Consider the following 14,949-nt stretch of genomic DNA (forward strand, 5'->3'; position numbering starts at 1 on the left):
CAGAACAGTGCTTGCCATCGGAGCGCACATCGGCGACATGGACCTGACCGCCGGCCCGACGTTGGCCAAGTTGGTGCTGGACGGCGCCGACGCCACCATCGTCGCCCTGACCCCGGGGGAGCGTGGCCACCCGCGGCTGTCGCCGTCGGAGTACAAGAAGCAGAAGATCGCCGAGGGCGAGGCTTCGCCACCGCGATCGGCGCCGACTTCATGGTCCTCGACCACAGCGACGGCTTCCTCCCGGATACCGACGAGGTGGCCGTAGAGCTCGCCACGATCATCCGCGAGAACCAACCCGACACGATCATCACCCATTGGAAGAACTCCATCCACAGCGACCACGAACACGCAGCCCGTCTGGCCGAACGCGCCCGCTTCCTGGCCGGCCTCCCGATGGACCCCTCATCCGAGAACGACGGCCCTGTGCGCAAGCTGGCCGACCTCCCCCGCCACGGCGTCCGCACCTTCCTGCACGCCGAGAACTGGGAGGACATGGAAGGCTTCCACCCTTCCCTCTACGTCCCCATCCCCGACGAAGCCTTCTATCGCTGGGTCTCCGCTATCCGCCACCAAGCCTTCGCCCGCGGCGAAACCTACGGCTTCCGCTACATCGACTACTACACCGCCCTCATGACCACAAGAGGCTGCCTAGCCTCCTACCCCCGAGCCTGCGCCTTCCACACCAACCCCACCCCCGAAGTAACCAAACTCGCCGGCCCCTAGCTTCTTCCCCTGCGCCATTACGCGCGCTCCCGTCGGGCGAGGCTATTCGTAGCGGAGGGATTCGGTGGTGGGGGTTCGGGTGGCTAGGTGGGCGGGGAGGGTGGTGGCGAGGGTGACCAGGAGGATGGTGCCCATGGGGACCAGGGCCAGCCACCACCAGGGGGCTATGACTCGGTCTTCGGGGCTTCCGCCGGCGATGTTGTAGACGGTGATGTAGAGGAGGATGCCGACGGGGATCGACACGATGGCTGCGATGGTGGCTACGGCGGTGTGGGCGCTGACGAGGCTCGAGGCGATCTGTCGGGGTGTGAGGCCGATGGTCTTCAGTACGCCGTAGTCGCGGACGCGCTCGCGGACCGAGAGGAGGGCGATCGCGACCAGGGTTGTCGTGGTGATCAGGAGCAGGATCGCGTCGAGGGTGTAGACGAGGACCGGGAGTTCGCGCGGGACGTCGCTGACTTCGCCGGCCGTTCGAGCCTGGAGGTTCGCCTGCATCGAGAGCGCGAAGACAACCGCCGCGCCGGTGACCGCGATGGCCGCCGCCAGCCGGGTGGCTCGGCGTCGCCTGGTGAAGAGGTCCCTGAGTCCCAAAGCGAGCGGGACGGGCAGGGCGATCCTGCTGACCAGGCGCGCGAGGCGTGATGTGGAGGCCGGCGTCGGAGCGCCGGACTGGATCGAGTGCAGGACGCTGAAGCGGGTACTGCGCCGAGCCGACGAGCCTGCGCTGCCGATCAGAATCATGAGCACCGGGCAACCGGCGATCAGCAGATGCCAGGGGTTCGCCGCGGTTGTCGGCGTACCCAGCATGGTCGCGGCACCGGACGCGGCCAGCCGTGGCGCGAGCATGACCCCGATCGCGAAACCGAGAACCACCGAGACCAGACCGAGTACGGCGGACTCGAGTGCGAACACGACGGTGATCTGGCCCGGCGTCACACCGACGGCCTTCAGCAAACCGATCTCGCGATGCTGTGCGCTCGCGCGGGCCGTGACCAGGATCGCCACCACCGAGAAGACCACGGTGAGCAGGACAATCGTGTACGCCGTCAGGACGAGCCGCGCAGGCGCGGCTTCCTCCAGAGCGCTCGCACGCTGTTCCTGCCAGGTCTGCGCGGAAGCGGTTGTCGGCGGCAACGTTCCGACGGCGCGTACGGCGAAGTCCGGTGCGGCGGCCGGATCCGACAGCCGGATGGCCTCGGTCCAGCGCACGCGACTGCTGTCCGGCTGGATCCGCTCGAGCGTGCTGCGGGAGACCCAGGCCAGCCCGGGATTGCTGCGCGGGTAGCGCGCTTGGCTCGGCGAGACCGCGATGCCGACGATCGGCAGTTCGATCGGACCGGTGACCGCTGCGAGGCTCAGCGTCGTACCGACTCGGAGGCCGAGTGCGTCGGCGAAGCTCCGCTCGAGGACGATCCCGTCCGACGGTTGGATCGACCCGTCGATCGGCAGCGGTTTGTTGATCCGAGCCGGCGAGGTCAGTCCGGCGAGCAGAAGCCGGTCTGTGCTGCTTGCCAGACCGACGTTCGTGCTCGGGACGGGCTCGTCGTGCGAAGCGACGCCGGCGAGGCTCGCGATCTTGCGAGCATCGGCTGCCGACGCCACGTTTGCCAGGACGTGCGCGCCGTTGGCCGCGGCGAACGTCCGCTCCCACGGATCGCGCCCGGTCGCGCCGACCTCGAGCGCGAGCACGATCGTCGCGGCCGAGGCGGTGCAGAGCAGGATCGTCAGCGCGCTCGCGAGGATCCGGGACCGGATTCCCGCGAACGCGAGCCTGATCAGGGTGATCGTCATACCGGCCCGCCGGCATCGAAGGGAAGCGTGACCGGTCGTGCCGGGTGGAGTTCGGTGTCGTCGGCGACCAGCCCGTCGCGAAGGCTGATGACCCTGTCCGCCGCGGCGGCGACACGTGCGTCGTGGGTGACGAGGAGCAGCGTCTGGCCGCGGTCGCGGGCGGCGCGCAGCAGGGCGAGGACTTCGCGGGCCGAGGCCGAGTCGAGGTTCCCGGTCGGTTCGTCGCCGAGCAGGATGTCCGGGGTGTTCGCGAGTGCGCGGGCCAGGGCGACCCGCTGTTGCTGTCCACCGGACAGTTGGGACGGAGCAGCGTCATACTTGTCGGCGATGCCGAGATCGGCGAGCAGCCCGCTCGCGATCTCCCGCGCGTACCGGCGACTCCGGCCGACCAGCAGGAGCGGCAACTCGACGTTCTCGACGGCCGACAAAGTGGGCATCAGGTTGAAGAACTGGAACACGAACCCGACCTTCTGCCGGCGCATCCGCGCCAGCGCGGTCTCGCTCAGTCGGTCGATCCGCTCGCCGCCGAGCCAGACCTCACCGGACGTCGCTCGGTCGAGACCCGCCAGGAGGTTGAGCAGTGTCGACTTCCCACATCCGCTCGGCCCCATGATCGCGACGAACTCGCCTCGCTCGATGGTGAGGTCGATACCGCGTACGGCGACCACCTTCACGCCCCCGGTGTCGTAGGTCTTCGCCAGGTTTCGTGCCTCGAGTACCTGTGTCACGTTGACTCCTCCGCCATCGGCAGTCGCTGCTCGATCAGGTCGAGCCATTCCAGGTCGGCCTTCAGATGCAGGACCGCCCCTTCCACCAGCAGTTCGGCGGCGGGCCGGTTGCCGTTGGCCGCCAGCGTCGCGTCGAGGTCCCGCAGCGACTGGAGGTACTCGCGGCGCTGCCCCGCAATCAGCGCCTTCGGCTCGGCCAGTCCGGCTGACGCGAGAATCACCAGCTTCATGAAGAACTCGTCCTTCAGCCGCGTCCCCGGCACCGGTGCCTCGATCCACCCCGCCAGCGCGGTCCGCCCGGCCTCGGTGAGCTCGTACATGCGCTTGCGGCGGCTGTCGCCTTCGACGCTCTGCCCGACGACCAGGCCGTCCCGCTCGAGCCGCGCGAGCGTCGAGTAGATCTGCCCAGCGTTCATCGCCGGCAGCAACTCCCCGAACTCCTGCTCGAGGGTCTGCTTGATCTCGTACCCGTGCCGGCTCTCGTCCGCCAGCAGCGCGAGGAACAATGACCTCATAGATAGCGAGAATATATACCCGCTACCTATCTGTCGAGGGCGTCGCGGAGGGCGGCTCGGGTGGTTATGCCTAGTTTGGGGAAGATTCGGTAGAGGTGGCCGCTGACGGTCCGGGGGGAGAGGTAGAGCCTGGCGGCGATCTCCTTGTTGGTGAGGCCGGAGGCGGCTAGGCCGGCGATCTGTAGTTCCTGGGCGGTCAAGGGCGCGCTTGATGGGGTGGAAGCAAGCCCGCTGGCTCGCAGCTCGCGCTCGGCTCGTGCGGTCCAGGGATCGGCGCCGAGCGTGCGGAAGACGGCGCGAGCGGCCTCGAGTTGTGCCTTGGCTTCGGTCAGCGCACGGGTACGTCGCAGCCGTTCGCCGTACGCGAGACGCACGCGCGCGACGTCGAAGGGCCACTGGTCGACCGTGGGAAGGTTCAGAGCTTCCTCGAAGAAGGCGGGCGCATCATCGTCCCCGGCCGCCATGCCCGCGGCCCCGGCGGTGAGGATCGCCAGTCTGGGTGAGAGCTCCGGCAGCCTCGCGTCCTGCAACGCGCGTACGTGGCGTTCGGCCTCGGCCCGTCGATCGGTGCGTACGGCGGCCTCGACGAGATCCATCGCGATCCACAAGCTGTGCGGGACGTGGGACGCGAGTGTGCCGGCGGGACTGACCGTGGTCGCGTGGTGATACGCGCTCTCGAAGTCGCCGCGGCCGAGGTCGCCGAGGACGAGGGCATGGTGAGCGAAGACCCGCGCCGCGCCGACGCCGCGCGGACCCGCCCAGCCGATCATCTGGTCGGCCAGCGCCCGGCTCGTCTCGAACCTGCCGCTGACTGCGGCCAGCAACGCCTGGTGATACCGGAAGTACCAGCCGAAGAATCGACCACCACCCTCCTCGGTAAGGGCCAGTCCTTCGGCGGCGAGGTCGGCGGCCTCGTCCCACCGGCCGCGGTGGAAGTCGTCGACGCAGATGTCCATCAGTGCCAGCAGATGCCTGCGCGCCGGGCCGCCCTCGCGACCGACCAGCACGGCTCGCCACAACAGATCGCGCAGCTCCGCGAGACGGTCCGGGTACCAAGCGGCCGCGGCGTGGCCCTGCACCAGGGTCTCGTCGTGATGGCCCTGCAGCGCCGCCAGCAGTCGAGGCAGAGCGGCGACGCCCGTGCGGGCCGGATCGGCGAACAGGTCTACGGTCAGCGTGAGAGACGGCGGCGGCTCATGCGAGAGCCGGCCGAGTGCGTCGTACAGGGGTTTCCACAGTTCGCTGCGGCCGCCGAAGAAGCAGATCTGCAGCAGCGTCGCGAGCCCGTTGACGAGTTCGACCTCGTCGGCGTCGCCACGGTCCAGGCTGCCCTCTATCGCGCTGACCATCATGCGGTGGGCGGTGTCGACATGCGCGTCACTGCTGAGCATCACCAAGGTGGCCGCCGATGCGTAGTGCAGAGAGGCGCTGCCGGCTCGTCGGCTGCCTTCGAGGAGTTCCGCCGTACTCCCGACCTCGCCCATCGCCTCGGCGCCGATGTAGGCGGCCGCGGCCAGCCGGCGGCCGTGCTCGGCCGGGCTGGGGCTCAGATCGGAAGCGCGGGTGAGCAAGGCGACCGCGGTCGTGTAGTCACCCCGCGCGACGGTGCTGTGCGCTGCCGCCTCCAAGGCCGCGGCGACCTGTTCGTCCGGCTCGATCGTGGCCGCGCCGAGGTGCCAGGCCCGGTGCTCGGGCTGGTTCACGAGGACTGCGGCCAACCTCCGGTGGGCCGAGCGCCGTTCTGCCGAGGTCGTCGCGTCGACGACCGCCGACCGGATGAGCGGGTGCCGGAACACCATCCGATGCAAGTGCTCGGTCACTTGTACCAGTCGCTCCCGCTCGGCCGGCGCCAGATCATCGATCCGGTAAAGGTCGTTGCCCGCGGCCTCTAGTACGCCGAGATCCCCGGTGCCCTCGAGAGCCGCGGTGAGCAGCAGCGTCCTGGTTGCGTCAGGCAGCGTTGCCATCCGCGCCGCGAAGTGCCTCTGCAAGTTCCGCCCGAGCGGCAATACAGCGGGGAGCGGCGCGGCGCCCGCCCGTTGCGACTGGCTCAAGGTCCTCGGGAGTTCGAGCAATGCGAGCGGGATGCCTTGCGCGGTGTCGAGGATCCGGGTCTTGACGGTCGTGTGCAGGTCGGGGAACCGGGCTGTCAGGAGGTGATCAGCGGCCGTATCGTCCAGCGGCTTCACCTCGTACTCCGGCAGTCCCGCCCGGTCGAAGAATCCCTGGTCCTCGCCGGTTCGGCCGGACACCAGCAGCCCGGCTCTGCTGCCGGCGAGCCTCCGCGCGACAAAGCTCAGCACGCCGGCGCTGGCCCGATCGATCCAGGGGACGTCGTCAACAACGAGCAGGAGCGGCGATCGGGTCGCCGCCTTGCGCAGCAGGACGGTGGCAGCGTTGGACACCAGCAGCCGGCCCGGGGGAGGCCCGTCCCCGAAGCCGAGAGCCACCTGCAGCGCGTCACGCTGAGCAGCGCTCAGCTCGTCGAACTCCTCGATCAGCGGGTACAACGCCTGGTTCAGCGCGGCATAGCTGAGCTCGCCCTCGAGTTCGGTGGCGACGACGCGCAGAACGGTCGTTCCGGACGCTCGCGCGTACCGTTCCGCGGCGTCGAGCAGTGCCGTCTTGCCGACACCGGGCCCGCCCGAAACCAGGACTGTCCCGCCGTTCACGGCGGCCGCACGCACAAAGGCTTCGAGGAACTCCAGTTCCTCCTGCCGCCCGACCAGCGTGGGGCTCATCAGTCACCTCCCGGCACCCGCTTCGGATTCTATGAGCCCCGCCATCGGTCAGCTGACTCGATCGCACGCAGCGAGTCAGATGACTCATCCGCGCCGGTACACCGATCCACGACTGTGGTCGTGCCGAATCACCACCCGAGGAAAGGGAACGACCATGTCGCACCATCTCGACTCACCGCTGGCCCGCCAGGACGTCCGTCTCGACATCACGGATCTGTATGTGTTCCGCGGCGAGGCCGGCACCGTGCTGGCCATCAACGTCTGTCACTCGCTCGCTGGTGACATCCCGACGCCGGGCTACCACCCGGAGGGCAAGTACGAGTTCAAGATCGACCTCGACGACGACAGCATCGAGGACCTCACGTACCGGTTCGTGTTCGGCGATCGCGACGACCTGGGCCGGCAGAGCCTGACCGTCCACCGCCTCACCGGCGCGGCGGCCTCCGACCCGATCGCCAACGGCACTGTCGTCGCGGCGGGGGAGACGGAGGAGACACTGGACGGCGACGGCGGACTGCGCGTGTGGGCCGGCAAGGCCGGCGACCCGTTCTGGATCGAGCCCGACGTCCTGCACGCCGTCGGCCACGCCGTCCAGGACGGTACGACGATCGACCTCGGAAGCTGGACCCCCGACCAGGCGACGAACGGGTTCGCCGGGCACACCGTCTACTCGATCGTCCTCGAGATCCCCGACGCCGAACTGCTCGACGCCTCGCAGACGACCCGGCCGATCGGTGTCTGGGCGGTCGCGAGCCTGGCCACGGACGCGGGCGGCTGGCGCTCAATCAACCGGATCGGGCTCCCGATGATCCACCCGCTGTTCACCCAGTTCAACGAGAAGCTCGGCGACGACCTCAACGGCGGCCGGCCGAGCGACGACCGTGAGAGCTACGGGAAGCTGCTGACCGACGAGATCGCCGGCGTCGTCCGCGCGTACGGCACGGCCGCCGACCCGGAGGCCTACGCATCGGCCGTCGTACGGCGGTTCCTGCCCAACCTGCTGCCGTACGTCGTCGGCACGCCGGCCAGCTTCGGCTTCAACTCCTGGAACGGCCGGTCGCTCACCGACAACGCGCCGAACGTCATGTTCTCGATCGCGGCCAACACGCCGGTCGCGCTCGGGATCGGCAAGGAATCCGTGACGTCGAAGCCGCGGGACTCCTTCCCGTACGTGCCGGCGGCGAGCTGACGATGAAGGCCAGGTTGAGCAGCACCCACCGGTCGATCGCGGCAATGGCAGCCTTCATCCTGCTGCTGCACGTGACCGGCTGGGGACTGCTCGTCGCGCTGGTCGCGCCGGGGCACTACAGCCTCGGCGCGTCCGGCGGATTCGGGGTCGGTCTGGGGCTCACGGCGTACACGCTGGGGATGCGGCACGCGTTCGACGCCGACCACATCGCGGCGATCGACAACACGACGCGTCGGCTGACCGCGGCCGGGCAGCGGCCGGTATCCGTCGGATTCTGGTTCTCGCTCGGGCATTCCAGCGTCGTCTTCGGGTTGTGCCTGCTGCTCGCCTTCGGTGTGCGGTCCCTGGTCGGTCAGGTCGAGGACGACTCGTCCACACTCCAGTCGGCCATGGGACTGATCGGTACGGCGGTGTCCGGCGTCTTCCTCGTCGCGATCGGCCTGGTCAACTTCGTCGTACTCGCGCGGATCGCGGCCGTCGTCCGCCGGATGCGGAAGGGGTACGACGACGAGGCGGAGCTCGAAGCGCAACTCGACCGCCGTGGTCTGCTCAACCGGCTGCTCCGCCCAGTGACCAAGGCCGTGCGCAAGCCGCGCCACATGTATCCGGTCGGACTGCTGTTCGGCCTTGGCTTCGACACCGCCACCGAGGTGTCGTTGCTGGTCCTCGCGGGTGGAGCCGCGGCGTTCGCCCTGCCCTGGTACGCCGTACTCATCCTGCCGGTCCTGTTCGCGGCCGGGATGAGTCTGCTGGACACGATCGACGGCTGCTTCATGAGCCTCGCCTACCGCTGGGCGGTCAGCAAGCCGGTACGCCGGGCGTTCTACAACCTCGTCGTCACCGCGTTGTCCGTGGCCGTCGCGCTCGTGATCGGCACCATCGAGATCGTGTCCATCGTGACCGATCAGCTCGGCATCCGGTCGGGGCCGCTCCTGGCCATCGGCCGCCTCGACCTGAACCACGCCGGCTACGTCATCACCGGTGCGTTCGTCGCGACCTGGGCCGTCGCGCTGCTGGTCTGGCGCTACGGCCGGATCGAGGACCGCTGGTCCACCCGATCGTCCTAGGAGTCGTCGGCCTTCCTGACCCAGACTTCCCTGATGATCAAGAGGATCGCGGCGGCCGACGGGATGGCGAGCAGGGCGCCGACCACGCCGAGGAGGGCACCGCCGAGGAGCGCGGCGATGACGGTGACGGCGCCGGGGATGTCGACGGCTCGGCGCATGATGCGGGGAGCGACGAAGTAGTTCTCGATCTGCTGGTAGACGATGCCGTAGGCGAGGCAGATGACGCCGGTCCAGAGACCGGTGGTGAAGCCGATCAGAGAGACGATCACGACGCCGATCAGGCCGCCGACCATCGGGATGAAGTCGCAGACCATCACCACGATCGCCAGCGCCACGGCGTACTGGCCCAGGCCGACGATCTCCAGGAAGACGAACATGCAGAAGCCGGCGCACAGCGCCACCACGAACTGGCCGCTGACATAGCCGCCGACGCGGGTCAGGACCTCGTCGCCGAGGATGGACACGCGGGTCCGGCGGGAGCGCGGGACCAGGCTGTACGCCGCCCGCTTCACCGACGGGAGCGACGCCAGGAAGTAGAGGGTCAGGATCAGGATCGTGAAGGTGTTGAACAGCGCGCCCGCGACCACCTTGCCGACGCCGAGGATGCCGCCGAACGCTTTCTGCGCCAGGGCCGGGTCCTGGATGTAGTCCTGGGCCTTCTGGATGTAGTGGTAACGGTTGTTGAGGTCGTCCAGCGTCCTCGACTTCTGCAGCAGGTCGAGCCAGTCGGGGGCGTTCCTGATCAGGCTGTTGATCTGGTCGGTGACGACCGGGACGATCGCGAAGCCGACCCCGGTGACCGCGAGGATCATCAGCAGGAACACCACGCCGACCGACAGACCGCGCCGCAGGCCGCGGCGCATGAACCACTCGACCAGCGGGTTCAGGCCGACGGCGATGAACATCGAGACCAGCAGCAGGATGAGCACCGAGCGAGCGTGGCCGAGCGCGTTCCACAGGCCCCAGGCGGCCAGTACGCCGAGGGCCGCGAAGAACCCGAACACGAACGGATTCGACCGTCGCAGCGACGGCCCGGGCAGGCCCATGCCGACATCCGGATGCCGATCCTCGATCAGCAACTCCCCGGCGAAGTCGTTCTCCTCCGCATGCTCAGCCCGGTCGGCAGCCTTCTTCGCGTGCTCCTCGGACTCGTCCGCGTCCTCCTCGGACTGGTCGGCTTCATCCGCCGACTCGTCCGCCTGCCGCGCAGCCTCCCGAGCCTCACCAGCCGACTCGTCCGCCGTACCCGCGGCGACCGTCGCCTCCTCGGCTGAGTCGTCCGCCTTGCCGGCGGCGAGTGTCGCGTCGTCGGCCGAGTGGTCCGCCTTGCGGGCGGCGAGTGTCGCTTCGTCGGCGGAGTCCTCGGCCTGGTCGGCTGATGACTCCGCCTGCTCGGCGGCGCGTTCACTCTTGCCGGCGGCGGCTTGGGCCTCTGCGGCAGCGGTCTCGGCTTCGCGGGCGGCCTCGGTGAGGTCCCGGTCAGGGGTCGCTGTGGAGGTGTCGTCGCCGGGTGGCGTCACGTCGTCTTGTCCTTCGGGGATCGCGAGCCGGCCTTGGCCTCGTCGGTCTTCTCGTCGTCGGCAGCCGAACCGTCCGGCCGCGCCTGCACCCGAGTCTGCTCGTTCGCGAGGTCATCCAGCCGCAACTCGTCGATCCGCGTCGAGTCCGCCGGCTCGTCGTCATCCGCGACCGAAGCCGCCGACGACGAGGAAGACGGCGACGAGGACGACGGCGACGAGGACGACGGCGACGAGGACGACGGCGACGAGGACGACGCGGAGGACGACGCACTACCGGCGCCGGACCGCGCAGAGCCAGAGCCGGACCGACCCGACCGCGCCGAGCCGGATGCCCCAGAGCCCGAGCCGGAAGTAGAGCCTGAGCCGGAAGTGGAGCCCGAGCCCGACGTGGAACCCGACCCCGACGCGGAGCCCGAGCCGGACGCGGAGCCCGAGCCGGGCGCGGTGCTGGAGCCGGACACGGAGTCTGAGCCGGCCGGCTTGGAGTCGGCGCCCGAGAGCGCGGAGGCGTCATCCGAGGCCGCGGAGTCGGCGGCCGACGGGGCGGACTTGGAGGCTGCGGACGTGGAGGTGGACTTGATGGCGGAAGCGGACGCGGGGGAGTCGGAGGGCTCGGCCGGCCCGCCGGCGGTCTTGCTGGCGAGGTCGTCGGCGTCCTTCGGGTCGACCCGCAGGCTGGTGTCGATCCGCGTCTCGTCGACCCGCGCATCACCCGCACTGACCCCGACGAACGGGCTGGCCCCGGTGAACGGTCCGCCCTCTTCCTCGTCGTACGACGAAGCACCCGCCGCGCCACCCGCGAACGGGCTGGCGGTCGCAGCCGGCGACTCGGGGAGCGGGCGGGCCGACGATCCGCTGGGCGTCGACGACGCGGCCGAGCCCGAGTCCGACGACTCGCCGAACGGGCTGGCGGTCGGAGCCGGCGACTCGGGGAGCGGGCGGGCCGACGATCCGCTGGGCGTCGACGACGCGGCCGAGCCCGAGTCCGACGACTCGCCGAACGGGCTGCCGGTCGGAGCCGGCGCCTCGGTGAAGGGGGACGGCGAGGGGAACGGGGTGGGGCTGTTGAGGGCGTCGGTGGGTGGGGTCTGGGGGCGGGCGAAGGGGTTCACGTACGCCGGGGCAGCGGTTTCGGAGTCGAGTTCGGCGGCCTGGCGGGCGATGTTGCTGGCGATCTCGTTCAGGCCGGCGATCTGGGTGAGGATGCCGTCGCGCCGCTTCGCCAGGCGCTCGGTCTCCCGGGCGACGACCGTACGCGACCGTTCCGCCTCGTCCGCGGCGTTCGCCAGCTCGGCCTCGGCGCGGGTCCGGGCAGTCGTCAGCAACTGCTCCGCCTCCCGGCGCGACCGCGCGATGGTCCGCTCGGCCGACTCCTCGGCCTCGGTGCGGATCTTGCGCGCCTGCTCGGTCGCCTCCGCAACCCGCCGCTCGGACGCCTCTGCGGCCTCGCGCATCTGGGTGGTCAGGTTCTCGGTGTCGGCCGCGATCTGCTGGTGCTTGTCGGCCAGCTCCTTGGCCTGCTGCTCGCGCTCGTCGGCCAGCCGCGCCCGCAGCGCCGCGGACTCGCGCTGGATCGCCGTCCGGATCTTCTCCGCCTCGTGCAGCGCGCCGTTCTTCAGCGTGCTCGACTGCGACTCCGCGGTCAGCTGCAGCTGCTCGGCCTTGCGCCGCGCCGCCTGCAACACCTCGGACGCCTCGGTCTCGGCGGTCCGGCGAAGCTCCGCGGCATCACCCTCGGCGGTCCGGCGCACGCTGTCGGCCTCGTTCAGCGCGACGGTGCGGATGTCCTCGGCCTCACGTTCACCGGTCGCGCGAGCGGCGGCCGCCTCCTTGGCGGAGTTGGTGCGCAGCTCGTCGGCCTCGCGGCGGGCCTCCTCGAGCGCCTCGGACGCCTGGTCCTGGGCGAGCCGGAGGATCTGCGCGGCCCGGTCGCCGAGTCCGGCGTACGACGGGTTCGCACTGGCGTCGAGTTGACGCCGGGTCTCCTCGAGCTGGCGCTGCATCGGCGCCACGCTGCCTTGGAGCTCGTCGGCGCGATTACGTGCCTCGGCGAGTTGCATCTCCAACGCGCGGACGTAGTCGTCCACCGCCTGCTTGTCGTACCCACGGCGACTGACCGGGAAGCCCCCGGCCGCGGTCGCCGTACGGTCGAAGAATGGCAGGCTCGACTCGTCAGGCATTTTCCCGAGATTCCCTTCTGGCGGCTCAGCGTGAATCCCCCACCTTAAGCCTGTCAGAACCCGGGTGTAACCGCCCAATCGGCCCGGTGCGGAACCGGCGGCGCAGCTCTCGACAAACTACCTGTCGCGGAAGCGATTGATCGCTTCCTCATGCTGTGCCCGCAGTTCCCGGTCCCGAACCCCGAGACCTTCGGCCGGCGCCAGCGTCAGCACGCCGACCTTGCCCTGATGCAGGTTGCGGTGGACGTCGTACGCGGCCTGGGCGGTCTCCTCGAGCGGGTAGACCCGGCTGACGGTCGGATGAACCATGCCCTTGGCAATCAGCCGGTTCGCCTCCCAGGCCTCGCGGTAGTTGGCGAAGTGCGAGCCGATGATCCGCTTCAGGTTCATCCACAGGTAGCGGTTGTCGTACTCGTGCATAAATCCCGATGTCGACGCACACGTCACGATCGTCCCGCCGCGCCGGGCGACGTACACCGATGCCCCGAACGTCTCCCGCCCCGGGTGCTCGAACACGATGTCGGGGTCGTCCCCACCGGTCAGCTCGCGGATCCGTGCCCCGAACCGCTTCCACTCCTTCTGATCCTGGGTCACCGGGTCCTTCCAGAACCGATACCCGTCGGCGGACCGGTCGATGATCAACGACGCCCCCATGGCGCGGCAGATCTCCGCCTTCTCCGGCGACGACACCACGCACACCGGGATCGCCCCGCCGTTCAGCGCGAACTGCGTCGCGTACGAGCCCAGTCCACCGGACGCGCCCCAGATCAGGACGACATCGCCCTGCTTCATGTTCGCTCCGTTGGCCGAGACGAGCTGCCGGTACGCCGTACTGTTCACCAACCCTGGAGACGCGGCCTCCTCCCAGGTCAGGTGGGCCGGCTTCGGCATCAGCTGGTTCGACTTCACCAGCGCGATCTCGGCGAGGCCGCCGAAGTTCGTCTCGAAACCCCAGATCCGCTGCTCGGAGTCGAGCATCGTGTCGTTGTGCCCGTCCGGCGACTCCAGCTCCACCGACAGGCAGTGGGCGACCACCTCGTCGCCGGGCTTCCAGGCGTTCACGCCCGGACCGGTCCGCAGGACGACGCCGGCCAGGTCGGAACCGACCACGTGGTAGGGCAGGTCGTGGCGGGCGGTCAGCGGCGACAACTTCCCGTACCGCTTCAGGAAGGAGAATGTCGACACCGGCTCGAAGATCGACGTCCAGACGGTGTTGTAGTTGATCGCGCTCGCCATCACCGCGACCAGCGCCTCGCCCGGCCTGAGCTCGGGCGTCGGCACGTCGTCGAGATGCAGGCTCTTGCGCGGATCCTTGTCCTTGCTGTCCAGGCCCTCGAACATGCCCGTCTCGTCGGCGTGGACGGTGATGCCGCGGTAATGGTCCGGTACGTCGAGCTCGCCGACGGCCGCGGTGTCACCGGCGAGGATCGCGTCGAGGATCTGCTTCACGTCGTACCTCCTGCAGCGGCGGTCTGGGTGAGCGGAACTTACCGCTGAGTATGCACGTCTGGCTGTGCCCTGTAACACAGCCGGCGGCGGGTGAGACGACCGTCACTTTTGCAGTCCACCGTTGTCAGTGGTCTTATCACCGCAGGCGAGTGTGCAACCGCACCTGGGTGAAGTCGTCCGGGGACCGCAGCTGGACCAGATCGCAGAGCTGGTTCGCCAGCCAGACGCCGCGGCCGCCGAGCCCGTCGAGCGGCGGCAGCACGCGCCCGACCAGGAGATCGTCGATCCGGCCGCAGTCGGTCACGTCGCAGATCAGCGTGCCCTCCGCGATCCACACCGACAGCGTCCCGCTACCTCCACCGAATCGGATGCTGTTCGTGCAGATCTCGTGCAACGCCAGCTCCAGGTCGTCGAGCCGGCCCCGTGACACGCCGTACGACGTCGCCAGCGCGTTGACCCATCGCCGCACCTGACCGAGGTCGGCCAGCCCGAACTTCCACCGCTCGGCCCGATCCGGTACGTCGTTCAGCGCCGTACGGAATGTCTTCTCCGCAAGGGCTTCCGCGCCGGAGTGGGTGGCGGTCGGGTCGATACCGACGGACGCATCGTAGGGGCAGCGCAGCCGGAACGACCGGGCGTCCGCGAACGCGATGTCCAGCAGCCCCTCGTGCAGCAGCGCCTCCTCGTACTCGGGCGCGCTCCGGCCGACGTAGGCCGGCTCGCCCAGGCCGCGCAGCGGGCGGCCGGGGTGCCGCTCGAGCGCCTCGCGCCAGAGCGGGATCAGCCGGGCTGGGTTGCCTCCGGCAACAGTCATGTCGATGAAAGCCACCTGATCGTGGGCCGCGCCGAGGCCGTCGCGCAGCAGCGCGGTCTGCTTGGGTGGCATCACGGCCACCATCGAGTCCCCCGCCGCCAGACCGTCTTGCACGAACGGCACCGCGAGTCGCACGAACTCCTCGTCGGACGAGTAGACGAAGGCGTCGTGCTGGAACCCGGCCGGCGCACCGTGCAAGGAGTCGGTGGCGCTGTCCATCAGCACGCGAACA

Annotated in this window: 10 protein-coding genes and 1 pseudogene; 3 read left to right on the plus strand and 8 right to left on the minus strand. The window is 69.5% G+C overall.

Annotation, left to right across the window (positions count from 1 at the left end; all coding sequences use genetic code 11):
- Positions 1-37 precede the first annotated feature (37 nt).
- A pseudogene (locus OG876_RS25845) lies at positions 38-723 on the plus strand (PIG-L deacetylase family protein).
- A gap of 42 nt (positions 724-765) precedes the next feature.
- On the opposite strand, the gene OG876_RS25850 reads toward OG876_RS25845, so the two are convergent.
- From OG876_RS25850 to OG876_RS25865, 4 genes are read right to left on the minus strand one after another with little or no spacing between them, the layout of a single operon-like run.
- Positions 766-2,514, minus strand: a complete 1,749-nt coding sequence (locus tag OG876_RS25850) for an ABC transporter permease (RefSeq protein WP_328519222.1) — start codon at positions 2,512-2,514, stop codon at positions 766-768.
- Positions 2,511-3,242, minus strand: a complete 732-nt coding sequence (locus OG876_RS25855; protein WP_328519223.1) for an ABC transporter ATP-binding protein — start codon at positions 3,240-3,242, stop codon at positions 2,511-2,513. Before OG876_RS25855 ends, OG876_RS25850 begins: the two co-directional genes overlap by 4 nt.
- The gene (locus OG876_RS25860) at positions 3,239-3,757 is read right to left on the minus strand and encodes a PadR family transcriptional regulator (protein ID WP_328519224.1); all 519 of its coding nucleotides are present in this window, start codon (positions 3,755-3,757) and stop codon (positions 3,239-3,241) included. Before OG876_RS25860 ends, OG876_RS25855 begins: the two co-directional genes overlap by 4 nt.
- A 26-nt stretch (positions 3,758-3,783) precedes the next feature.
- Positions 3,784-6,498 carry a helix-turn-helix transcriptional regulator gene (locus OG876_RS25865; protein ID WP_328519225.1) on the minus strand — a complete coding sequence of 905 codons (2,715 nt, stop codon included), beginning with the start codon at positions 6,496-6,498 and terminating at the stop codon, positions 3,784-3,786.
- A gap of 154 nt (positions 6,499-6,652) precedes the next feature.
- Between OG876_RS25865 and OG876_RS25870 the strand changes: the two genes are divergently transcribed.
- Together OG876_RS25870 and OG876_RS25875 are read left to right on the plus strand one after the other, a co-directional pair.
- The gene (locus tag OG876_RS25870; protein ID WP_328519226.1) at positions 6,653-7,687 is read left to right on the plus strand and encodes a DUF4331 family protein; all 1,035 of its coding nucleotides are present in this window, start codon (positions 6,653-6,655) and stop codon (positions 7,685-7,687) included.
- 2 nt (positions 7,688-7,689) lie between these two features.
- Positions 7,690-8,754: a HoxN/HupN/NixA family nickel/cobalt transporter gene (locus tag OG876_RS25875; protein WP_328519227.1), complete on the plus strand. Its 1,065-nt coding sequence runs from the start codon at positions 7,690-7,692 to the stop codon at positions 8,752-8,754.
- Here OG876_RS25875 and OG876_RS25880 read toward each other — a convergent pair.
- From OG876_RS25880 to OG876_RS25895, 4 genes are all read right to left on the minus strand, one after another.
- On the minus strand, positions 8,751-10,274 hold the full coding sequence (locus tag OG876_RS25880) for an AI-2E family transporter (RefSeq protein ID WP_328519228.1): 1,524 nt from the start codon (positions 10,272-10,274) through the stop codon (positions 8,751-8,753). The genes OG876_RS25875 and OG876_RS25880 overlap by 4 nt on opposite strands.
- Positions 10,271-12,454 (minus strand): transposase, encoded by a 2,184-nt coding sequence (locus tag OG876_RS25885; protein ID WP_328519229.1) that lies wholly within the window; start codon positions 12,452-12,454, stop codon positions 10,271-10,273. Before OG876_RS25885 ends, OG876_RS25880 begins: the two co-directional genes overlap by 4 nt.
- A 117-nt stretch (positions 12,455-12,571) precedes the next feature.
- Positions 12,572-13,903 carry a crotonyl-CoA carboxylase/reductase gene (ccrA, locus tag OG876_RS25890; protein WP_328519230.1) on the minus strand — a complete coding sequence of 444 codons (1,332 nt, stop codon included), beginning with the start codon at positions 13,901-13,903 and terminating at the stop codon, positions 12,572-12,574.
- 136 nt (positions 13,904-14,039) lie between these two features.
- Positions 14,040-14,936: a sensor histidine kinase gene (locus OG876_RS25895; RefSeq protein WP_328526956.1), complete on the minus strand. Its 897-nt coding sequence runs from the start codon at positions 14,934-14,936 to the stop codon at positions 14,040-14,042.
- Positions 14,937-14,949: the final 13 nt, after the last annotated feature.

This window comes from Kribbella sp. NBC_00359, from assembly GCF_036097425.1.
GTDB lineage: Bacteria > Actinomycetota > Actinomycetes > Propionibacteriales > Kribbellaceae > Kribbella.